General features: G+C 69.6%; 21 protein-coding genes. 18 read left to right on the top strand and 3 right to left on the bottom strand.

The features are described from left to right. From folE to ELQ92_RS11815, 12 genes are all read left to right on the top strand, one after another. Positions 1–588 carry a GTP cyclohydrolase I gene (folE, locus tag ELQ92_RS11870; RefSeq protein WP_128499255.1) on the top strand — a complete coding sequence of 196 codons (588 nt, stop codon included), beginning with the start codon at positions 1–3 and terminating at the stop codon, positions 586–588. Further along, on the top strand, positions 581–1,402 hold the full coding sequence (gene folP / locus ELQ92_RS11865) for a dihydropteroate synthase (protein WP_208004361.1): 822 nt from the start codon (positions 581–583) through the stop codon (positions 1,400–1,402). Before folE ends, folP begins: the two co-directional genes overlap by 8 nt. Before the next feature lie 181 nt (positions 1,403–1,583). After that, a complete protein-coding gene (locus tag ELQ92_RS11860; RefSeq protein WP_128499253.1) occupies positions 1,584–2,207 on the top strand; it encodes a biotin transporter BioY in 624 nt (207 codons plus the stop codon). A 56-nt stretch (positions 2,208–2,263) separates the two neighbouring features. After that, positions 2,264–2,659 carry a dihydroneopterin aldolase gene (folB, locus tag ELQ92_RS11855; protein WP_128499251.1) on the top strand — a complete coding sequence of 132 codons (396 nt, stop codon included), beginning with the start codon at positions 2,264–2,266 and terminating at the stop codon, positions 2,657–2,659. After that, positions 2,656–3,189, top strand: a complete 534-nt coding sequence (gene folK, locus ELQ92_RS11850) for a 2-amino-4-hydroxy-6-hydroxymethyldihydropteridine diphosphokinase (protein WP_128499249.1) — start codon at positions 2,656–2,658, stop codon at positions 3,187–3,189. The genes folB and folK overlap by 4 nt, the downstream gene beginning before the upstream one ends. After that, positions 3,186–3,659, top strand: coding sequence for a DUF3180 domain-containing protein (locus ELQ92_RS11845; protein WP_128499247.1), 474 nt, complete (start codon positions 3,186–3,188; stop codon positions 3,657–3,659). Before folK ends, ELQ92_RS11845 begins: the two co-directional genes overlap by 4 nt. Then, positions 3,625–4,302, top strand: coding sequence for a PH domain-containing protein (locus ELQ92_RS11840; RefSeq protein ID WP_128499245.1), 678 nt, complete (start codon positions 3,625–3,627; stop codon positions 4,300–4,302). The genes ELQ92_RS11845 and ELQ92_RS11840 overlap by 35 nt, the downstream gene beginning before the upstream one ends. Continuing rightward, positions 4,299–5,933 carry a PH domain-containing protein gene (locus tag ELQ92_RS11835; protein ID WP_128499243.1) on the top strand — a complete coding sequence of 545 codons (1,635 nt, stop codon included), beginning with the start codon at positions 4,299–4,301 and terminating at the stop codon, positions 5,931–5,933. Before ELQ92_RS11840 ends, ELQ92_RS11835 begins: the two co-directional genes overlap by 4 nt. Next, positions 5,930–6,652, top strand: a complete 723-nt coding sequence (locus ELQ92_RS11830; protein ID WP_128499241.1) for a Rossmann-like and DUF2520 domain-containing protein — start codon at positions 5,930–5,932, stop codon at positions 6,650–6,652. Before ELQ92_RS11835 ends, ELQ92_RS11830 begins: the two co-directional genes overlap by 4 nt. 106 nt (positions 6,653–6,758) lie before the next feature. After that, on the top strand, positions 6,759–7,664 hold the full coding sequence (locus ELQ92_RS16615) for a hypothetical protein (protein ID WP_243695005.1): 906 nt from the start codon (positions 6,759–6,761) through the stop codon (positions 7,662–7,664). Further along, the gene (locus ELQ92_RS11820; protein ID WP_424980111.1) at positions 7,654–11,643 is read left to right on the top strand and encodes a Pls/PosA family non-ribosomal peptide synthetase; all 3,990 of its coding nucleotides are present in this window, start codon (positions 7,654–7,656) and stop codon (positions 11,641–11,643) included. The genes ELQ92_RS16615 and ELQ92_RS11820 overlap by 11 nt, the downstream gene beginning before the upstream one ends. Before the next feature lie 17 nt (positions 11,644–11,660). Next, entirely contained in the window at positions 11,661–12,977 is a 1,317-nt protein-coding gene (locus ELQ92_RS11815; RefSeq protein ID WP_208004359.1) for a M1 family metallopeptidase, read from the top strand. Here ELQ92_RS11815 and ELQ92_RS11810 read toward each other — a convergent pair. Beyond that, positions 12,974–13,597, bottom strand: a complete 624-nt coding sequence (locus ELQ92_RS11810) for a 4'-phosphopantetheinyl transferase family protein (RefSeq protein ID WP_128499237.1) — start codon at positions 13,595–13,597, stop codon at positions 12,974–12,976. The two genes, ELQ92_RS11815 and ELQ92_RS11810, sit on opposite strands and share 4 nt — an antisense overlap. 70 nt (positions 13,598–13,667) lie before the next feature. On the opposite strand from ELQ92_RS11810, the gene ELQ92_RS11805 reads away from it, so the two are divergent. The 5 genes from ELQ92_RS11805 to ELQ92_RS11785 all read left to right on the top strand — a co-directional run bounded on the left by ELQ92_RS11805 (position 13,668) and on the right by ELQ92_RS11785 (position 18,183). After that, on the top strand, positions 13,668–13,949 hold the full coding sequence (locus ELQ92_RS11805; protein ID WP_128499235.1) for a hypothetical protein: 282 nt from the start codon (positions 13,668–13,670) through the stop codon (positions 13,947–13,949). A gap of 57 nt (positions 13,950–14,006) precedes the next feature. Then, positions 14,007–15,536: a lysine--tRNA ligase gene (gene lysS, locus ELQ92_RS11800; RefSeq protein WP_128499233.1), complete on the top strand. Its 1,530-nt coding sequence runs from the start codon at positions 14,007–14,009 to the stop codon at positions 15,534–15,536. Positions 15,537–15,587: 51 nt separating this feature from the next. Continuing rightward, a complete protein-coding gene (locus tag ELQ92_RS11795) occupies positions 15,588–15,776 on the top strand; it encodes a hypothetical protein (protein WP_128499231.1) in 189 nt (62 codons plus the stop codon). 73 nt (positions 15,777–15,849) lie between these two features. Beyond that, positions 15,850–17,310: a cardiolipin synthase gene (gene cls / locus ELQ92_RS11790; protein ID WP_128499229.1), complete on the top strand. Its 1,461-nt coding sequence runs from the start codon at positions 15,850–15,852 to the stop codon at positions 17,308–17,310. A 138-nt stretch (positions 17,311–17,448) separates the two neighbouring features. Then, positions 17,449–18,183, top strand: coding sequence for a ZIP family metal transporter (locus ELQ92_RS11785; RefSeq protein WP_128499227.1), 735 nt, complete (start codon positions 17,449–17,451; stop codon positions 18,181–18,183). Positions 18,184–18,388: 205 nt separating this feature from the next. Here ELQ92_RS11785 and ELQ92_RS11780 read toward each other — a convergent pair whose 3' ends face one another. Both ELQ92_RS11780 and ELQ92_RS11775 read right to left on the bottom strand, forming a co-directional pair. Further along, complete coding sequence (locus ELQ92_RS11780) at positions 18,389–18,619, bottom strand: helix-turn-helix domain-containing protein (RefSeq protein ID WP_128499225.1); 231 nt, start codon at positions 18,617–18,619, stop codon at positions 18,389–18,391. Further along, the gene (locus ELQ92_RS11775) at positions 18,619–19,254 is read right to left on the bottom strand and encodes a hypothetical protein (RefSeq protein ID WP_128499223.1); all 636 of its coding nucleotides are present in this window, start codon (positions 19,252–19,254) and stop codon (positions 18,619–18,621) included. The genes ELQ92_RS11780 and ELQ92_RS11775 overlap by 1 nt, the downstream gene beginning before the upstream one ends. Before the next feature lie 192 nt (positions 19,255–19,446). Here ELQ92_RS11775 and ELQ92_RS11770 point away from each other — a divergent pair, with 192 nt between their 5' ends. Continuing rightward, positions 19,447–21,966 carry an ATP-dependent Clp protease ATP-binding subunit gene (locus ELQ92_RS11770; RefSeq protein WP_128499221.1) on the top strand — a complete coding sequence of 840 codons (2,520 nt, stop codon included), beginning with the start codon at positions 19,447–19,449 and terminating at the stop codon, positions 21,964–21,966. Positions 21,967–22,067 lie beyond the last annotated feature (101 nt).

Below are 22,067 nucleotides of genomic sequence, written 5' to 3'. Positions count from 1 at the left end.
GTGGCGGGCGTGGACCGCCGACGGATCGAGGCGGCGGTGACCGAACTGCTCCTCGCGATCGGCGAGCGGCCCGACCGTGAGGGGCTGCTGTCCACACCGCAGCGTGTCGCTGACGCCTACGCCGAGTTCTTCGGCGGCCTCGGCGAGGACCCGCTCGATCACCTCCGCGAGACGATCCCGACGGAGATCGACACGGCCGGCGAAGCCGTGATCGTGCGGGACATCGCCTTTCGTTCCGTCTGCGAGCACCACCTCCTGCCGTTCACGGGTGTCGCGCACGTCGCGTACCTCCCGGGGGTGTCGGCCGTCGGCCTCGGCCGTTTCGCCCGCGTCGTCGACACTCTCGCCTCGCGGCCGCAGGTGCAGGAACGACTGACGGAGCAGATCGCCGACGCGGTCGACGAGGGTCTCTCCCCACGCGGTGTCCTCGTCGTCCTCGACGCGAGCCACCAGTGCCTCACGGCGCGCGGGCCGCGCCAGACCTCTTCCACGACCGTCACGATCGCGAGCAGGGGTGCGCTCGTGAGCGGCGCCGAGCGTTCCGACGTGCTCGCACTCATCGGCGGCTCGGCGGGGCGCGATGAGTGAGCACGGCGGGCCCCGGGCGACCCGCATCATGGGTGTGCTCAACGTGACGCCCGACTCGTTCAGCGACGGCGGCCGCTACTTCACCACGGCCGACGCGATCGCCCACGGCCGTGAGCTCGTCGCGGAGGGCGCCGACATCGTCGACGTGGGCGGGGAGTCGACGCGGCCCGGTGCGACGCGGGTCGCGCTCGACGAGGAGCTGCGCCGGATCCTCCCCGTCGTGACGGCGCTCGCGGGCGACGGCACGACCGTGTCGATCGACACGATGAACGCTGCGACGGCGCGCGCGGCCGTCGCAGCGGGGGCGTCGATCGTCAACGACGTGTCCGGCGGACTCGCCGACGCGCGCATGGCGGCGACGGTCGCGGAACTCGGAGCGACCTTCGTCATCAGCCACTGGCGCGGTCACAGCGCCGTGATGGAGGATCGTGTGCACTACGACGACGTCGTCGCGGACGTCGTCCGCGAGATCGAGGCTCAGACGTCGGCGGCCGTGGCGGCCGGAGTCGAGCCCGCGCGCGTCGTCGTCGACCCCGGTCTCGGTTTCGCGAAACGAGGACCTCACAACTGGACCCTCCTTGCACACCTCGACGCGCTCGCGGCGCTCGGCTTCCCCGTCATGATCGGAGTGTCGCGGAAGCGGTTCCTCGGCGAACTCGTCGGGGACGAGGGCGTCGCCCCGACCAGGGACCTGCCGACCGCGGTGTTGAGCGCCCTCCTCGCCGACGACGTCTGGGCGGTCCGCGTTCACGATGTCGCGGCCACGCGCGTCGCGCTCGACGCGCTCTCGGCCCTTCGCCGCTCCCGCTCCTGAGTCGAGCGCTGCATCGTTCGCGGAGCACTGCCGCGATCGGCGCAGCGGCCGCCGAAAGGAGCAGCGCTCGTCAGTCGTCATCGACGTCGTTCGCGGTCGCATTCCGCGAGAGGCGTGCGCTCTCGGTAGGGTGATCCACGACACTTCGTCGTTATCGGAACTCGTACACCGTGGAGATCGCATGAGCACCGCACCCGTCACGTCGACCGCCGTCGCCGGCCGACCCACCCTCGCCGACCGCGTCGTGCCCCGCACCGCCGTCGCGAACGTCGCCCTCATCGCCGCCGGCGTCGCCGTCGTCTCCCTGCTCGCGCAGGTCGAGATCCCGATGTGGCCGGTCCCGATCACGGGGCAGACGCTCGGCGTCATGCTCGTGGGCGCGAGCCTCGGAGCCTGGCGTGGCGCCGTGAGCCTCCTGTCGTACATGGGAGTCGGTCTGCTCGGACTCCCCGTTTTCGCCGGCGCGACCGGCGGGCTCATCGCCCTCACCAAGCCCTCGTTCGGTTTCGTGATCGGCTTCGTCTTCGCCGCCGCCCTCGTCGGTTGGCTCGCGGAGCGGTCGTGGGACCGTCGCCCCGTCCTGTCTCTCGCCGCGTTCGGACTCGCGAGCCTCGTGCCGTTCCTCTTCGGCATCCCCTACATGGGCTTCGTCCTCGGCGCGATGGGCGTTCCCAACGACCTCGGGTCGCTGCTCGCCTTCGGGTTCTTCCCGTTCATCGTCGGCGGCATCGTGAAGTGGCTCGTCGCCGCCTCGGTCATGCCGACCCTCTGGGCCGTCGTCCGTCGCGTCGACCGTCGCTCCTGACCCGAGACCCCGACGGGTCTCAGGCTCCGCGCGTCCGGCCATGGCAGAGTGGTGACGTGGACACCCCCCTCGACACGATCAGTCTCCTGGGCCTGCGCGTCCACGCCCGCCACGGCGTCTTCGATTTCGAACGCGAGAACGGTCAGACGTTCGTCATCGACGTCGTCGTCCACCTCGACGTGAGGCCGGCGGCGGAAGACGACGAACTCGCCAACACCGTGCACTATGGCGAACTCGCCGAACGGGTCGTCGCCGCTGTCGAGAACGACCCGGTCGATTTGATCGAGACGGTCGCCGAGCGGGTGGCGGGCGTCGCGCTCTCGTGGGACGCTGTCCAGCTCGTCGACGTGGCCGTGCACAAGCCCGACGCCCCGATCGGTGCCGTGTTCGACGACGTCGTCGTGCGGATCACGCGCGGCCGGCCCGCCGACCGAGGGGTGCGGGCACGATGAGCCCCATCGCCCGTCCGATCGTGCACGATCCCATCCGCCGAGGGGGACCGGAGCGCCTCGTCTTGGCTCTCGGCAGCAATCTCGGTGACCGGCATGCCGTGCTCGGCGCCGCCGTCGAGCGGATCCGGGCGATCCCGGGGGTCTTCGTCCGAGCCGTCTCGCCGTTCGTCGAAAGCGTCGCCGTGCGCACGACGGGGCCGGACACGGACGCGCCGCCGTACCTCAACGGCGTCCTCGTGGGGCACACCTATCTCGAGCCGCACCGGCTGCTCGACGCCACCGTCGCGATCGAGGACGAGCTCGGGCGCGTGCGGACCGAGCGGTGGGGCGATCGCACGATCGACATCGACGTCATCGAGGTCGGGTCGCGCCGGCTCGCCGACGCGCGACTCACGCTCCCGCACCCGCGTGCGGCCGAACGCTCGTTCGTTCTCGGTCCCTGGCTCGCGGTCGAACCGGACGCGCGCCTCACCGGCGCCGGGCCCGTCGCCGAGCTGCTCGCGCGCCTGGAGACGGGGACCGGCGCATGACGCGCACGTCTCCGGCATCGTTGCTCATCCTCGCCGTCGTCGGCTTCGTCGTCGGCTTCCTCATCGAGGTGTGGACGGCCTCCCGCGGAGCCATGCTGATCGTGCCTCCTCTCACGTTCGCCCTGACCCTCGTCGCGGTCGGCGCGATCGTCGTGGCGTTCGCCATTCCGATCCGACGCCGTGTGTCGGGGAAGTCGGACCGATCGATCGACCCGTTCCAGGCGACGCGGGTCGTGTCCCTCGCGAAGGCGTCGAGTTCGGCGGGCGCGCTCCTGACGGGGTTCGGTGTCGGGATCCTCGGCTTCCTGCTCTCACGCTCGATGCTGCCCGGGATAGCATCGTTGTGGCTGGCCGTCGCGGCCGCCGTGGGGGCGATCGTCCTCACGGTCGCGGGGCTCGTCGCCGAGAGACTGTGCACGCTTCCGAAGGATGACGATGACGAACCCCCTGCCGGAGCAGCTGCGCGCTGACGCCGCGAGCACGCCCCCAGCGCCCCGTCCGGAGAACGACCCCGCCGCAGCTCCCGGTGCCGAGGTCGCTCCCGACCCGTCGCCGGACGGCGGCAGCGTGGCTCCGACGCTCGCCCAGGCCCTCGCGAGTCCGGCCGCGGCGCCGGACGCCGCTCCTGAGACGCCCGGGCGTCTCGACATCACGGGGGAGTGGCGGCGCGTCTCGTCGAAGGCGATCACGATCGAGCTCCTCACCAACGGGATCGCCGTCGTCGTGGTCGCCGCCGCTGCCGCACTCGTCTCCGTCCTCGTCGACCATCCGTGGCCGTGGTTCCCAGGAGGAGCGATCATCGCCGTGACCCTCGTGACGCTCGCGTTCGTTCCTCGACGCATCCGCTCGATCGGCTACCTCTTGCGAGACGACGACCTGCTGTTCCGCCGCGGCATCATGTGGCAGAGGTTCGTCGCGGTGCCGTACGGGCGCATGCAGCTCGTCGACATCAACAGGGGGCCACTCGCCCGCGCGTTCGGGCTCGCGGAGCTGAAGTTCGTGACCGCGTCGCCGTCGACGGGAGTGACCATCCCGGGTCTTCCCCTCGAGGAGGCCGAGAGTCTGCGCGATCACCTCGTTTCGGTAGCCGAGAGCCGACGGACAGGGTTGTGAGCGATCCCGAGCAGGCACCCCCGGCACCGCGCCACGCGGTCGCCGACGCCGGGACCGCCGCGCGCGAGCACGTGCGCGCCGGCGACACCCTCGCGGACGGTCAGTGGCACCGGCTCCATCCCGCGACACCCCTGCTTCGTGGTGGGATCGCCTTCCTGGCGATCCTCGGCGTCGTCATCGCCAACCTGCGCGAGCGACTCGTCGAGATGTTCCTCCCGCAGTTCTCCGGCGATCCCCGGTATGACGGCGAGGACTACGACCCCCTGACCTATTCGTTCACCCACGGCTACATCGGTTGGGTACTGTTCGCGCTCGCGGTGGGGCTCGTACTCGTGATCGGGTTGTTCTTCCTGTCGTGGCGCATGCACACGTTCCGCGTCACGGACGAAGCGGTCGAGGTGCGCAGCGGCGTCCTCTTCCGCACGCACCGGAAGGCGAAGCTTGACCGGGTCCAGGGCGTGGGGCTCTCGAAGCCGTTCCTGCCCCGACTCTTCGGCGCGGCACGGCTCGACGTGAACGTCGCGGGGCAATCCGCCGACGTCAAGCTCGAGTACCTCTCGACGAAGCCGGCGGAGAAGCTCCGCCGCGACGTGTTGACCCTCGCGTCGGGCGCTCGCCTCGCCGAGGGGGAGGCGCCGCTCCCGGGCGCCGCGCCCGCCGGCGTCGTCTCGCCGACGGACGGGATCATCACGCGCCACGTCGTGGAGCGCGCCAACGACTTCTTCTCACCGGAACTCCCCGAGGATCAGGCGCCGCCCGAGTCGATCGTCCGGATCCCGGTCGGGCGACTCGTCGCCTCGACGATCGTCAACGAGGGCACGCTCGTCGTGCTCGCCGTGGTCGTCGTCGGAGCCGTCATGCTCGTGAACGGTTCGACGTGGGTGATCTTCACCCTCATCCCCGCCGTGCTCGGTATCGGCAGCTACTACTGGACGACGATCACGAAGTCGCTCCGCTACTCGATCGCGGGAACCCCGAGCGGCGTCCGGATCGGCTTCGGACTGCTCTCGACGAGCAACGACACCCTGCCACCCGGACGCGTCCACGCCGTTCAGCTCTCGCAACCGCTGCTGTGGCGCCCGTTCGGCTGGTGGCAGGTGAAGATCAACAAGGCGGGGCTCTCCGCCGAAGCGGCCATGGGAGGCAAGGCCAACACGACGGTGCTGCCCGTCGGGACGCTGCGCGATGCCACCGCCGTCGTGCAGCTCATGCTCGAGGGTGCCGATGTCGACTCGACGTTCGACCAGGTCGAGTCCGCGATCATGCGTCCGCAGGAGTCCGGCTTCGTGCTCGCGCCCCGTCGAGCCCGGTGGATCGACCCGATCGCGTGGCGGCGGACCGGATACGCGCTGCGCGCGAGCCTGCTCGTGTTCCGGACCGGTGTCCTCTGGAGGAAGCTCACGATCCTGCCCCTCGCGCGCATCCAGAGCATCCAGATCTCGCAGGGGCCGCTCGAGCGTGTGCTGCGACTCGCCTCCGCGCGAGTGCACACCGTCCTCGGGCCGGTCACCCCGACGCTACCCACGATCGCGAAGGACGAGGCCGCCCTGCTCTTCGAGCGCGCCTCGGCTGCGGCCGTGCGCGCCGCGGCCGACGACCACAGCCACCGCTGGGCGACGGAGGTGCGATGAGCACGCGTGCCGGTCGCCTCGGGGTCGGTGTCCTCGGTGCCGGGAATGTGGGTCCCGTGCTCGGCGCGGCGCTCGCCGGGGCCGGCCATGCCATCGTCGGGGTCTCCGCCGTCTCCGCGGACAGTCGCGAGCGGGCCGAGGCCATCCTGCCGGGCGCGCCGATCCTGTCGATCCCCGATCTCGTCGAACGGTCGGAGCTCATCCTCGTCGCGATCCCCGACGAGGAGATCGAGCCGCTCGTCACGGGGCTCGCGGCGGCGGGTGTCTGGCAACCGGGCCAACTCGTCGCCCACACCTCCGCGCGGTTCGGAACGGACGTCCTGCGTCCGGCGCAACGGGCCGGTGCCATCCCGCTCGCGATCCACCCCGCCATCTCGTTCACGGGGACGTCCCTCGATCTTGCGCGGCTGCGCGAGGCGTACTTCGCCGTGACCGCTCCCGCCCCGGTCCTGCCGATCGCGCAGGCGCTCGTCGTCGAGATGGGAGGTGAGCCCGTCGTCGTCGCCGAAGAAGACCGGAAGGCGTACGCCGAGGCGATCGCGACGGCGACGGCGTTCTCGCGATCGATCGTGGCGCAGTCGAGCGCCATCCTCTCCCGCATCGGGGTCGAGAACCCGGGTTCCTATCTGTCGTCGCTCGTCCGGAGCGCCGTGGACAACGCGCTGGCGTCGCCGGGCTCGGCCGCCGTCGACCCGGAAAGCGGATTGGGTCTCGACTGACGGCACCGTCCGTTCACCTTCACCCGCTACGGTGTCGGCGCACCCGGCCGGACGGAGCGGACGTGATCGAGCGTCGCCCAGGGCCCCCGTATCGAGAAGGATGCAGATGGCGAAGAACGGCACGACCTCCACGGACGCGAAACGCACCGCCGCCGACAAGGCCGAGCGCAAAGCCATCAAGCGTGCCGTCGAGGCCGATGCTGCTCGCGCCGATCGTGAGCAGTCCCGGCTCGACGCCGCCGCCCGTCTCGTGAAGGAGAAGCACAAGGCGGCGAAGGCCGCGAAGAAGGCGGAGCGGAAGGCCGCCGAGCGTGCAGCGGCGGAGCCGGCCACGAAGGACAAACCCGCGAAGAAGGACAAACCCGCGAAGAAGGACAAGCCCGCGAAGAAGGACAAACCCGCGAAGAAGGACAAGCAGGCGAAGAAGGACAAGCCCGCGAAGAAGGACAAGCAGGCGAAGAAGGACAAGCCCGCGAAGAAGGACAAGCAGGCGAAGAAGGACAAGCCGCCGAAGGACGCAGCGGCGAAGAGCGGGTCTGAGAAGGAGAAGGCGAAAGCCGAGAAGGCGGAGCGGAAGGCGCGCGAGAAGGCGAAGGCCGAGAAGGCGGAGCGGAAGGTGAAGGAGAAGGCGAAAGCCGAGAAGGCGGAGCGGAAGGCGAAGGAGAAGGCGAAAGCCGAGAAGGCGGAGCGGAAGGCGAAGGAGACGGCGAAAGCCGAGAAGGCGGAGCGGAAGGCGCGCGAGAAGGCCGCGGCTCGCGAGGCCGAACGGCGCGCTCGTGACGAGGCGCGCGCCGTGACCGCCGCGGCCTCCGCTCGGGCCCGCCGGACGGCCGAAGCGGAAGCGGCGATCGCCGCGCTGCCCGAGCCGGCGACCACCGTTCCCCTGCCGGATGCGACGTGGAGCGTTCCGCGTTTGCGGTCGTTCGCCCGCGCTCAGGGGTACACGTCGCTTTCTCGGCTCCGCAAGCAGCAACTCCTCGATCTCCTCGTCCAGCCCGCACGTGAGTCCTGAATCGTCCGCCGCGGGCGTGCTGTCCGGGCAGGAGGCCGTGCTCTCGCGCTCCGCCGAGGCGCCGTCCGTCCGGACCCTCGTCGATGTGCTCCGCGACACGGCCGCGCGGTACCCCGATGCATCCGCCATCGACGACGGATCCGTGTCGCTGAGCTACCGGGAACTTCTCGCCCACGCGATCCGTGTCGCAGCGGCCCTCCACGACGCGGGCGTGCGCCGCGGCGATCGCGTGGGCGTGCGGATGCCGTCGGGGAAGCGTCAGCTCTACATCGCGATCCTCGGCGTGCTCGTCGCGGGGGCGGCCTACGTCCCCGTCGATGCCGACGACCCCGAGGAGCGGGCATCGCTCGTGTTCGGCGAGGCCGGCGTCGTCGGTGTGCTGGAGGGTGATGGTGTCTTCGTGCCCCGCACGGGCGCCTCGTCCGTCCCGACCGCCGACAGCATCATGGCGACCGGCAGACCCGCGACGGACACGGCCGCACTCGCCATCGTGACGCCCCCCGCGCCCGCCGACGACGCATGGATCATCTTCACCTCCGGATCGACGGGGGTGCCGAAGGGGGTCGCCGTGACTCACGCCTCGGCGGCGGCGTTCGTCGACGCCGAGGCGCGGCTCTTCCTCCAGGCCGAGCCCATCGGTTCGGACGACCGGGTCCTCGCCGGCCTCTCCGTCGCTTTCGACGCGTCGTGCGAGGAGATGTGGCTCGCGTGGGCGCACGGCGCCTGCCTCGTGCCGGCACCCCGCTCGCTCGTGCGGAGTGGCGTCGACCTGGGGCCGTGGCTCGTCGCCCGCGGCGTGACGATCGTGTCGACGGTCCCGACGTTGGCGGCGCTCTGGCCGGCCGAGTCGCTCGAGAACGTCCGCCTGCTCATCTTCGGTGGAGAGGCGTGCCCTCCCGAGCTCGCCGAAAGGCTCGCGGTCGATGGCCGAGAGGTGTGGAACACGTACGGGCCCACGGAGGCGACCGTCGTCGCGTGTGCGGCGCCCCTCGACGGCTCGGCCCCCGTCCGCATCGGACTCCCTCTCGACGGCTGGGACCTCGCTGTCGTGCGGCCGGACGGCCGACGCGTCGACGAGGGGGAGGTCGGCGAACTCGTCATCGGTGGTGTGGGCCTCGGACGCTACCTCGACCCGGCCAAGGACGCCGAGAAGTACGCACCGGCACCGGCCCTCGGCTGGGAACGCGCCTACCGCAGCGGTGACCTCGTGCGCTTCGACTCCGCCGGGCTCGTCTTCCAGGGCCGTGTCGACGACCAGGTGAAGGTGGGAGGCCGCCGCATCGAGCTCGGGGAGATCGAGGCGTCGCTCGCCTCGTTGCCGGGAGTCGCGGGCGCCGCCGCGGCCGTGCGCACCTCGACGTCGGAATCCCCGGTGCTCGTCGGATACCTCGCCGTCCCCGAACGGGAGGCATTCGATCGACCGGCCGCGCTCGCCGCGTTGCGAGCGACTCTGCCGGCAGCCCTCGTGCCCGTGCTCGCCGTCCTCGACGAGCTTCCGACCCGGACCTCCGGCAAAGTCGACAAGGCCGCACTGCCGTGGCCGCTCCCGGTCGATGACGGTCCCACTGCGGCGCTGCCTGATCGCGTGCGTGCGCTCGCCGAGGACTGGACGGCCGTGCTCGGAGTTCCGGTTCCCTCGATGGAGGCGAACTTCTTCGACCTCGGCGGAGGATCGCTCGCTGCCGCGCAACTCGTCACCCGTGTGCGGTCCCGCGACCCCGAGTTCACCGTCGCCGACGTCTACGCCCTCCCGCGACTCGTCGCGATGGCGGAAGCCCTCGACGAGCGTGACGGCGAGGACCGAGGGCGTGGCCGGCCCGCCGACTTCCACCGTGTGGTCCCGACGCCGCGTGCGATGGGCGTCTTCCAGACTCTCGTGAGCGTGCCGATCTCCGCCCTCGCCGGGGCGCGGTGGCTCTCGATCCTCGCCGCGGCGACGTGGCTGCTCGATCTCCTCGGTCTCGCGGGACCGCTTCCCGTCCTCGATACGGCGACCGTCGTGATCCTCGCCCTCGTGTTCGTCACGCCGCTCGGACGGATGCTGCTGTCCGCCGCTGCGGCCCGCCTGCTGCTCGCCGGCGTCCAACCGGGCGACCATCCCCGGGGCGGTTCGGTGCACCGCCGGATCTGGGCGGCCGAGGCCATCACCCACGCGCTCGGCGGCGTCGGCCTCTCCGGCGCCCCCTTCGTCGTGGCGTACGGTCGGCTGTTGGGTGCCACGATCGCCCGCGACGTGACCCTGCACTCGCTCCCGCCGCTCACGGGCATGCTCACGATCGGCGAGGGGGCCTCGATCGAGCCGGAGGTCGACCTCTCCGGCTGGTGGGTCGACGGCGACATCCTCCGCGTCGGGGCCGTCCGGATCGGGGCGGGAAGCGTGATCGGTGCGCGCAGCGTCCTCCTCCCCGGGGCCCGCATCGCGCGCAATGCCCAGATCGAACCCGCGTCTGCGGTGTTCGGGCGCGTGCGCTCGGGTCAGCGCTGGGCGGGGTCGCCAGCGGTGCGCGTGGGCCGCGCGCGGCAGTGGTGGCCGGACGCGCCTCCCGCCCGCGGCCGGCGATGGTGGTTCGCGTACGGGGCCTCGAGCGTCGTCTTCGCGCTCATCCCGGTGATGGCGCTCGCCGTCGGAGCGGCCGTCCTCGTGCCCGCTGTCCGGAGCGCGTCCTCGCTCGCCGAACTCGTGGGGAGGGCCGCTCTCCTCGTGATCCCCGCGACGGCGTCCGCCGGTGTCGTGCTCGCGCTCCTCATCGTGGTCGTCACCCGTCTGCTCGCCGTGGGACTCACCGAGGGCGTGCACCCGGTGAGGAGTCGGCAGGGCTGGCAGGTCTGGGCGACGGAGCGGCTGCTCGATCTGTCGCGCACGATCCTCTTCCCGTTCTACTCGAGCCTCTTCACGCCCGTCTGGTTGCGCTTGCTCGGTGCGCGGGTCGGTCGGGACGTCGAGGCCTCGACCGTGCTGCTGGTGCCGTCGATGACGACGATCCGCGACGGTGCCTTCCTCGCGGACGACACGCTCGTCGCCTCCTACGAGCTCGGTGGTGGATACGTGCACGTCGCGCCCGTCGAGATCGGGCGGCGCTCGTTCCTCGGCAACTCGGGCATGGCGACGGCCGGCCGGAGGATCCCCCGAGACAGTCTCATCGCCGTCCTCTCGGTGGCTCCGCGAAAATCTAAGGCCGGTTCCTCGTGGCTCGGCTCGCCGACGGTGCGTCTGCGCCGCACGCCGGCGGAGGTCGACGACGCGCTCACGTTCTCTCCGCCCTCGCGGCTCCGGCTGGCGCGGGCTGCGTGGGAACTCGCGCGCTTCGTCCCCGTCGTCGTGACGGTGGGGATCGGTCTGCTCGTGCTGTGGGCACTCGCGGTGCTGCTCGACGGGTTCGGGCTCCTGCCGACCCTGCTCTTCGGAGGGGTCGTCCTCGTGGCGGCGGGGGCGGTCGCCGCCGGTGTCACGACGGCGGCAAAGTGGGCGCTGGTCGGTCGCATCAGGGCGGGCGAGCACCCCCTCTGGTCGTCGTTCATCTGGCGGAGCGAACTCGCCGACACGTTCACCGAGATGGTGGCGGCACCGTGGTTCGCGAACGGCGCGGCCGGTACCCCCGCCCTCGTGGTCTGGCTGCGCACCCTCGGCGCGCGAATCGGTCGAGGCGTGTGGTGCGAGAGCTATTGGCTGCCGGAGGCCGACCTCGTCTCACTGGGCGACGGTGCGACGGTCAACAGAGGATGTGTCGTGCAGACGCACCTGTTCCATGATCGAATCATGAGCATGGACGATGTGACCCTCGGTGCCGGCGCGACCCTCGGCCCCCACAGCGTGGCCCTGCCCGCCGCCCTGATCGGCGACCATTCGACGATCGGTCCGGCGTCGCTCGTCATGCGCGGGGAGACGGTGCCGGAGGGAGGGCGCTGGAGCGGCAATCCCATCGGACCGTGGCGCGACGTCGTCGTGGCCGACTACCGCGTCGCGCCCTCCGCGCGATGACGCGGGGAGGAGCCCCAGTGGGGCCGGCGAGCGACCCCTACGTGCCGAAGAACGGCAACGACGGCATCGACGTCGCCCGGTACGACCTCGAGCTCGACTACCGCATGACGAGCAATCGACTAAGCGGGACTGCGCTGCTCGAGGTGCTCGCGACCGCCGAACTCCCGCGTTTCACCCTCGACCTGTCGCGGCTGCAGGTCGGCTCGGTGCGACTCGACGGCGCTCGCGTCGGACACCGTCAATCGGCGCACAAGCTCACGGTCGTGCCGATGCGACCGATCGAGGCCGGTACGCGCTTCACCCTCGCGATCGACTATGCAGGGGCGCCGCGACCGCGTTCGAGCTCGTGGGGGACCGTCGGTTGGGAGGAGCTCGCCGACGGCGTCATCGTCGCCTCGCAGCCGAGCGGAGCGTCGACCTGGTTCCCCTGCAACGACGTGCCCTCCGACAAGGCGACGTTCTCCATCCGCTTCACGACGGAGGCACCGTACACCGTCGTGTGCAACGGGCGCCTCCTCGGCCGGACGGTGCGGTCCGGCCGGGCGACGTGGAGCTTCGAGCAGGAGGAACCGACGGCGACCTACCTCGCGACGGTTCAGGTGGGCCGGTACACGACTCACGAGGTCGACCTCGACGGCGTCGCCGGCCGATTCGTGTTCCCGCCGGCGCTGCGCGCCCGCGTCGACGCCGACCTCCGCGCGGTGCCCGAGATGATGGCGACGTTCCAGCGCCTCTTCGGTCCGTACCCGTTCCCGACGTACTCCATCGTCGTGACGGCCGACGTGCTCGAGATCCCTCTTGAGGCCCAGTCGCTCGCGATCTTCGGTTCCAACCACATGACTGGACGGGGCGAGTGGGAGCGTCTCGTCGCGCATGAACTCGCGCACCAGTGGTTCGGCAACTCGGTCGGGGTCGCGGCGTGGCGGTACATCTGGCTCAACGAGGGCTTCGCCTGCTACGCCGAATGGTTGTGGTCGGAGGCTTCGGGGGGCCGATCGGCCGATGATCTTGCCCGGTACCACCACGCGGTGCTCGCACGGTCGGCGCACGACATCGTGGTCGGCGACCCCGGCGCTGAGCGTATGTTCGACGACCGCGTCTACAAGCGCGGCGCGCTCACGCTGCACGCGCTCCGTCACGCCATCGGGGACGACGTCTTCTTCGCGGTGCTCCACCGGTGGACGCATGAACACCGGCACGGCGTCGTGACCACGGAGGACCTGCGCGATCTGATCGTGAGCGAGTGCGGCTCTGCCGGCGTCGACGGCTCCGTCGTCGACGGCGTGTTCGCGGCATGGCTCGAGCGGGAGGCGCTCCCCGGCTTCCCGGGTTAGCGCTCGGGAACGGCGAGGGTCACGACGAGGCCGTCGCGAGCGATCCCCCGGAGCGCGAAGAGCGGACCATCGCCGACGCGTGCGGACGATCCGGGTGTTCCAGCCGGGCCGTCGATCCGGACCCGACGCGGGTCGACCTCGAGGCCCCGACCGTCCGCCTTCAGCACCGCTTCGACCGTCGTCCACAGCCGCAAGGCCTCGATCCCGTCATCCACGGCGGCGGCGGATCGGCCGGTGACCTGACGGATGGCGTCGAATCGGGACGGATCGCCGTCCACTGCCTCCGCGTCGATGCCGACGGCGGCGGGGCCGAGAGCGACGAGAGTGGTGGCGCCGGCGTGCGTCACGCTGCCGGGGAGCCACAGCCCGGTTCGTCGGTCGGTGATCACCGGGCGCCCGTGATCCCCGCCGCACGTGGAACAGCGCGCCGCCACGACCGGATCGGCTGTCGCACCCCAGAGCCGGGAGGCCCCGGCGCGGAGGAGGTCGCGGGCACGTCTCCGGCGATCGACGACACCGGCCGTGGAGACCCACCGACCGCTCAGCACCACGAGGGGGCCGTCACCACCGGGGAAGAGGGACGAAAGGTCCGTGACGGTGACTGCCGGGTCGTCATCCACATGCCCATCGTGGCACGTGCCGGGGGAGCGGTCGTCGGGAAAGGAGCCGGTCGACGGCTACCATCAGGGGGTGAGCCCCGCAGACCCGGCATCCGACCGTCACCACATCGTCCTGTCGCACGCGCTCGACTCCGCCGCGTCGGCGGCCGATGGCGGACTCGACGCCGTGGTCGCCGCCGGGCAGGCCGCCGTCGTGGGGGAGCCACACGTCGAACTCGTCCGACTCACGACCGTCGACGGAGACACCGGCGGTCCCCTCGACAGCGGGCACAGCGGGTCGGTCCGTGTCACGATCGCGGCGACGGTCGACGGCGTCGAGGGCTCGGCCTCGCGCACCTTCTACGTCGCCTGACCGGTGCTCCGCCAGCACCTAAGCTGGAGAGAGCCGTCCCCGAGGAGTTCCCCGCACATGTCCGACACCACGTCGCCCTCCGCCTCGTCCGCCGCCGCGGACCCCACCGAGCAGGAGATCACCGAGCAGAAGGCGGTGCGCCTCGCGAAGCGGCAGCGACTTCTCGACGAGGCAGCGGACGCCGCCGGCGGGGCGTACCCCGTCTCCGTCCCGGTCACGCACTCGATCCGCGAGGTCCGCGACGCGTACGGTGACCTCGCGCCCGACGAATCGGCGGGTGTCACCGTGGGTGTCGCCGGCCGGGTCGTCCACCTCCGCAACACGGGCAAGCTCTGCTTCGCGAGCCTCCAGGCGGGCGACGGCACCCGCATCCAGGCCATGGTGAGCCTCGCCGCCGTCGGCGAGGAGAGCCTCGCCGCCTGGAAGGATCTCGTCGACCTCGGCGATCACGTCTTCGTCTCGGGCGAGGTCGCGTCGAGTCGGCGGGGCGAACTCTCGATCATGGTGTCCGAGTGGCGGATCGCCTCGAAGGCGATCCAGCCGCTCCCGAACCTCCACAACGAGCTCAACGAGGAGACGCGCGTCCGCTCGCGCTACCTCGACCTCATCGCGCGGGAGCAGGCGCGCCGCAACGTCGTCACGCGCTCGACCGCCGTAGCAAGCCTCCGTGCGACCTTCGCCGCGCGCGGCTTCCTCGAGGTCGAGACCCCCATGCTCCAGGTCATGCACGGTGGGGCATCGGCCCGGCCCTTCGTGACGCACTCGAACGCGTTCGACACCGACCTCTACCTCCGCATCGCCCCCGAGCTGTACCTGAAGCGCGCCGTTGTCGGTGGCATCGACCGGGTCTTCGAGATCAACCGCAACTTCCGCAACGAGGGAGCGGACTCGACGCACAGCCCCGAGTTCGCGATGCTCGAGGCCTACGAGTCCTACGGCGACTACACCTCGATCGCCGATCTCACGCAGACGCTCATCCAAGAGGCGGCGCTCGCCGTCTCCGGGAGCCACGTCGTGACGTGGGCGGACGGCACCGAGTACGACCTCGGCGGCGAGTGGGATCGCATCTCGATGTTCGAGAGCCTGTCGCAGGCCGCTGGCGTGGAGATCACACCCGACACGCCTCTCGAGGAGCTCGCGGCGCTCGCCGAGCGGGAGGGCGTCGAGGTCCCGCACCCCATCCACGGCAAGTACGTCGAGGAGTTGTGGGAGCACTTCGTGAAGGGCGGGCTCGAGCGGCCCACCTTCGTCATGGACTTCCCCGTCGACACGAGCCCGCTCGTGCGTGAGCACCGTTCGATCGCCGGCGTCGTCGAGAAGTGGGACCTCTACATCCGCGGCTTCGAGCTCGCGACGGGGTACTCCGAGCTTGTCGATCCCGTGATCCAGCGCGAGCGCTTCGTCGAGCAGGCGAAGCTCGCGGCGCGCGGCGACGTCGAGGCGATGCGCCTCGATGAAGAGTTCCTGCGCGCGCTCGAGTTCGGTATGCCGCCGACGGGCGGGATGGGCATGGGCATCGATCGGCTGCTCATGGCGCTCACGGGACTCGGCATCCGCGAGACGATCCTCTTCCCCCTCGTCAAGTAGGGCAGGGGCACCGACCGGCACGTGACGCGACTCGCGTAGACTGGGCGCATCATGATCGAGAACTTCTGGTTGAACGCCATCTGGTCGCTGTTCCCGACCATCGTTCTCGGCGTCATCTTCTACATCGTGATGCGTTCCGTCATCCGCGTCGATCGCAACGAGCGTCGAGCATACTCGGAGCTCGAGGCGGAGGAACGCGCGAAGCGCGGCCTCCCGCCGAAGCCGAACCCCACCGCCTGACCGAACCGGCGCGCCGCCCTCGATAGGGTGTGACCACGACTGTGACGAAAGCCGCGCCGAGCCGGGGGAGTGCATGAACGAGACCCTGACGCTCTGGCTGGTCTGGTTCGGCATCGCCGTCGACCTCGTCATCCGCATCGTCGCCGTCGTCGTCATCCCCCGCAACCGCAAGCCGTCCGCCGGTACCGCGTGGCTCCTCGCCGTCTTCTTCATCCCCTACGGGGGCATCCTCCTCTTCCTGCTCATCGGCAACCCCAAGCTGCCGAGGAAGCGCCGGAAGATCCAGGACGGCGTCAACACGGCGATCGAGCGGGCTGTCCAGAACCTGCCGAAGCAGGACCTCGAGTTCGAGGGGCCGGCGTGGCTCCGTTCACTCGTGCAACTCAATGAGGGGCTCGGGGCGATGCCGATCCTCGGGGGCAACGAGGCGCGCCTCATGAGCGACTACAACGACACTCTCGTCGCCATGGCGGACGAGATCGACGCCGCGACGATGTACGTCTATCTCGAGTCGTACATCGTGTCGTACGACCACGCGACGGCGCCGATCTTCGACGCGCTCGAGCGCGCGGTCGACCGTGGACTCGTCGTGCACGTCCTGCTCGACCACTGGGCGAGCCTCCGCCGGGTCGGCTACAAAAAGACGATCCGGAAGCTCGACTCCATCGGCGTGCGGTGGGAGCTCATGCTTCCGCTGCAGCCGCTCAAGGGCAAGTTCCAGCGGCCCGACCTCCGCAACCACCGGAAGCTGCTCATCGTCGACGGCTTCGTCGGGTTCCTCGGCTCGCAGAACGTCATCGACCGCAGCTACAACACCCGCGCCAACGAGCGGCGGGGGCTGAAGTGGAAGGAACTCGTGGCGCGCGTCGAGGGTCCCGTCGTCGGCGAGATGGAGGCGATCTTCCTCACCGACTGGTACAGCGAGACGGGGGAGAACCTCATCACCGACATCGACGTCACCGACCCGACGCCCGACCGGGGAGACCTCGACTGCCAGATCGTGCCGAGTGGTCCGGGGTTCGCGGGGGAGAACAACCTCCGGCTCTTCCTCGGGCTGTTGTACGGCGCGCAGAAGCGCATCGTCATCACGAGCCCGTACTTCGTGCCGGACGAGTCGCTCATGTACGCGGTGACGACTGCGGTGATGCGCGGCGTCCCCGTCGATCTGTTCGTCTCCGAGATCGGCGATCAGGCGCTCGTCTACCATGCGCAGCGGAGCTACTACGAGCAGCTCCTCCGCGCCGGAGTCCGCATCTACCTCTACCCGGCGCCGTACATTCTGCACTCGAAGTTCTTCACGATCGACGACGACGTCGCCGTGATCGGTTCGAGCAACATGGACCAGCGGTCCTTCGGCCTGAATCTCGAGGTGTCGATGCTCGTACGCGGAGCGTCCTTCGTCGCCGACATGCGCAACATCGAGGACGAGTACCGGGCGGTGAGCAAGGAACTGACCCTCGACGAGTGGCTCGAGCAGCCATTGCGGTCGACGGTCCTCGACAACCTCGCGCGCCTCACCTCCGCCCTCCAGTGATCCCCTCTATGCCTGAACACTTCCTATGTGCACGAATTTTCATGCACATAGGAAGTGTTCAGGGGGGTGAGTGAGGGGCAGGGGAACGGAGCGCGCAAGCCGGTGGGGGATGTCTCGATCGGGCGGGAGGATCGAGGCATGGATTCTCAGATCTGGGGGGCCGCCGGTGCTGGCCTCCTCGCGGGCGGCGCTCTCGTCGTCGGTGCCGCCGTCGCGTGGTCGGTCCACGTGCCGCGTCACATCGTCGCCGGCGTCATGGCCTTCGGGTCGGGAGTGCTCATCTCGGCGCTCGCATTCGACCTGATCGAGGAGGCGGAGGAGTCGGGCGGTTTCCTCCCGACGATGGCGGGCTTCCTCGCCGGAGCGATCGTCTACGTGGCGCTCAACCTGCTCCTCGACTGGCGCGACGCCCGCAACCGACGCGGATCGGGGGAGAGCCCCGGAACCGGGACGGGCATCGCCATCGGGGCGCTCCTCGACGGTGTGCCGGAGACCGCGGTGCTCGGCCTCAGTATGGCGACGGGGTCGGGGTTGAGCATTCCCGTGCTCGCGGCTGTCGTGATCTCCAACCTGCCGGAGGGGCTCGCGTCGACCGCCGACCTCAAGAAGGACGGGCGCTCCGCGCGTTATGTGTTCGGGCTGTGGATCGGCATCGCGGTCGCGTGCGCCCTCTCGTCCCTCGCCGGCTTCGTCCTCCTCGACGGCGCGCCCGTCGAGGCCACGTCGTTCGTCACGGCGATCGCGGCGGGGGCGATCCTCGCGATGATCTGCGACACGATGATCCCGGAGGCGTTCCGTGACACGAAGGCGTTCACGGGACTGCTCGCCGTCCTCGGGTTCTTCGCGAGTTTCGCCATCCACGCCCTCCCGTGAACTCGCCTCGCCGATACTCCCTTCCGCTACCCCTCCGCGATTGCGTACGCAACGGGCTTCCGCGGGTGAGATTACGGTCGCCGTTGTCCGTTGCGTACGCAGTTGATCGGGAAAGCGGCACCCTGCCGGGCTGTTGAGGGGGCGTTGGGGCGCGTTGGGGGCGTTGGGGCGCGTTGGGGGCGTTCAGGGTGGGGTGAGAGCCGGGTCAGGCGTGGTCGCGGACGAGGAGGTCACCGATCTCGCAGTCGAGGGCATCGCAGATCGCGACGAGTGTCGAGAATCGGATGGCGCGGGCGCGATCGTTCTTGAGCACGGAGAGGTTGACGATACTGACCCCCACGCGCTTGCTCAACTCCGTCAGAGACATGGAGCGCGCGGCGAGCAGCTCGTCGAGCCGGCAGTGCACTCCGGCCGGACCGTCGTGGACCGGGGACATCAGACGAGCCCGTCGGTGTCGCGCTGCATCCTCTGCCCGAGCTGGAACGCCGTCGCGACCGCCCCGAAGACGAGGCCGATGAGCAGAGCGGTGAAGTCGTACTCCGATGCGAAGGGGAAGACGGTGTCGCTCGGGTCGGGGTTGATCGCCGCGACGATTGAGAACATCGCCATCGTGTTGAAGAACGCGCCGAGCAGGCTCCCCGCGATGAGGACGAGGCTCGCCGTCGTGAGCACCCACGTGACGCTCCGGACGAAGGGGCGACCCGAGAGGATTCCGAGGCAGAGGGCGACGACGGTCGCGGCGACGGCGGCGCTGCAGAGCGACGCGAGCGCAATCGAGACGGCGAGGGCGATGCGCGGCCACAGCTCGACGCCGGAGACCAGCAGTTGGGCGCGATCGAACGATCCGGAGACGATTCTCGCCGTCCCCGACGCCGCGTCCGGCGGCACGTTCTGAGAGGCCGAGAGGGAGAAGGGGACCTCGTCGCCGAAGAGTTCGACGATCGCCGGGATCGCGGATACGAGGACGGCGACGCCGAAGAACGCGGTCACGCCGGTGAAGAGCCACAGTGCGAAGGTGTCTGCGCGCGTGAGACCCGTGGGCGTCTCACGGATGGTGGAACGGAATCTCATGGCGAGCCCTTTCATGATCATCGATAACAACGATTATCGATAAGTTATCGATTGCCGATATAAATCGCAACACTCTGCACGTCGGTCGCCGCTGACGGTGCGCCCACGGCGAACAACGGATTATCCCGGCGGCTGCGCGGTTACTCTCTCTATATCGGCGCGAACCTTGCCCACGCGCCGGAAGGAGTCCTGATGTTTGAGAGATTCACCGACCGAGCTCGTCGTGTCGTCGTTTTGGCCCAGGAAGAGGCCAAGATGCTCAACCACAACTACATCGGCACCGAGCACATCCTGCTGGGTCTGATCCACGAGGGTGAGGGTGTTGCCGCCAAGGCGCTCGAGTCGATGGGCATCTCCCTCGACTCGGTGCGCGAGCAGGTCACCGACATCATCGGTACCGGCCAGCAGCAGCCCACCGGTCACATTCCCTTCACGCCCCGCGCGAAGAAGGTCCTCGAGCTGAGCCTCCGTGAGGCCCTGCAGCTCGGGCACAACTACATCGGCACCGAGCACATCCTCCTCGGCCTCATCCGTGAGGGCGAAGGGGTCGCGGCTCAGGTGCTCGTCAAGCTCGGCGCCGACCTGAACAAGGTGCGCCAGCAGGTCATCCAATTGCTCTCGGGTTACCAGGGCAAGGAGGCCGCAGCGGTCGGCGGCAACGCGAGCGAGCAGCAGGCCCAGGGGGGATCCCAGATCCTCGACCAGTTCGGCCGCAACCTCACGCAGGCCGCGCGCGACAACAAGCTCGACCCCGTCATCGGGCGCGAGAAGGAGATCGAGCGCGTGATGCAGATCCTGTCGCGTCGCTCGAAGAACAACCCCGTCCTCATCGGTGAGCCCGGCGTCGGCAAGACCGCCGTCGTCGAGGGACTCGCTCAGGCGATCGTCAAGGGCGAAGTGCCCGAGACGCTCAAGGACAAGCAGCTCTACTCCCTCGACCTCGGGTCGCTCATCGCCGGAAGCCGCTACCGCGGTGACTTCGAGGAGCGCCTCAAGAAGGTCACGAAGGAGATCCGCACGCGCGGCGACATCATCGTCTTCATCGACGAGATCCACACCCTCGTGGGTGCGGGTGCCGCAGAGGGCGCGATCGACGCCGCGTCGATCCTTAAGCCGCTCCTCGCCCGCGGTGAGTTGCAGACCGTCGGTGCGACCACGCTCGACGAATACCGCAAGCACTTCGAGAAGGACGCGGCCCTCGAGCGCCGCTTCCAGCCCATCCAGGTCGCGGAGCCGAGCCTTCCCCACGCGATCAACATCCTCAAGGGACTTCGCGACAAGTACGAGGCGTTCCACAAGGTGTCGATCACGGACGGCGCGATCGTCGCGGCGGCGAACCTCGCCGACCGTTACGTCGCCGACCGCTTCCTCCCGGACAAGGCGATCGACCTGATCGACGAGGCCGGCGCACGCTTGCGTCTGTCGATCCTCTCGAGCCCGCCCGAGCTGCGTGAGTTCGACGAGAAGATCTCCGTCGTGCGCGCCGCGAAGGAGACGGCGATCGAGGACCAGGACTTCGAGAAGGCCGCGAGCCTGCGCGACGAGGAGAAGAACCTCCTCGGCGAGCGACTCCGCCTCGAGAAGCAGTGGAGGAGCGGAGAGGTCAAGACGACCGCGACGGTCGATGAGGGCCTCATCGCCGAGGTGTTGGCTCAGGCCACCGGCATCCCCGTGTTCAAGCTCACGGAGGAGGAGTCCTCGCGGCTCGTCTTCATGGAGAAGGCTCTGCACGAGCGCGTCATCGGTCAGGAGGAGGCCATCGCGGCCCTCTCACGCACCATCCGGCGTACGCGTGCCGGACTCAAGGACCCGAAGCGTCCCTCGGGCTCGTTCATCTTCGCCGGCCCCACGGGTGTCGGTAAGACCGAGCTCGCCAAGGCGCTCGCGGAGTTCCTCTTCGACGACGAGGACGCGATGATCTCGCTCGACATGTCCGAGTACGGCGAGAAGCACACCGTCTCGCGACTGTTCGGCGCCCCTCCCGGATTCGTCGGATTCGAAGAGGGCGGCCAGCTCACGGAGAAGGTCCGTCGCAAGCCGTTCAGCGTCGTGCTCTTCGACGAGATCGAGAAGGCGCACCCCGACATCTTCAACTCGCTGTTGCAGGTGCTCGAGGAGGGTCGTCTCACCGACGGCCAGGGCCGCGTCATCGACTTCAAGAACACCGTCATCATCATGACCACGAACCTCGGTTCGAAGGGCATCTCCGGCGGGCCCGTCGGGTTCCAGGTCGAGGGTGACTCGTCGATCACGTACGAGATCATGAAGGGCAAGGTCAACGAGGAGCTGAAGAAGCACTTCAAGCCCGAATTCCTCAACCGTGTCGACGACACGATCGTGTTCCCGCAGCTCAGCAAGCCCGAGCTGCTGCAGATCGTGGATCTCTTCGTGAAGCGCCTCGCTGACCGCCTGCTCGACCGCGACATGACCGTCGAGCTCACGCTCTCGGCCAAGGAGCGCCTCATCGAGGTCGGCTTCGACCCGACTCTCGGCGCCCGTCCGCTGCGTCGTGCGATGCAGAACGAGGTCGAGGACCGTCTGTCGGAGAAGATCCTGCACGGCGAGCTGAACCCCGGCGACCACGTGCACGTCGACTTCGTCGGTGGGGAGTTCCTCATCACGACCTCGACGCGTGCGGAGGCCGTGGGCGCCGGAATCAACTCGGGCCGCTCGCTCGGCACGGGCCCGGCGACGCCGGACCTCGCGATCTAGCTCTCGGGCTCGCGGCGACACCCGCACCACACGAACGCCCCTCGGCCACCGGCCGGGGGGCGTTCCTGCTCCCGTCCCCCCCCCTCTCTCCCCCCTGAAAA

It is taken from the genome of Labedella populi (assembly GCF_004078655.1).
In the GTDB taxonomy this organism is placed as follows: domain Bacteria; phylum Actinomycetota; class Actinomycetes; order Actinomycetales; family Microbacteriaceae; genus Labedella; species Labedella populi.
The sequence above is the reverse complement of the archived record's forward strand: the minus strand, read 5'-3'. Positions and strand labels throughout refer to the sequence as shown.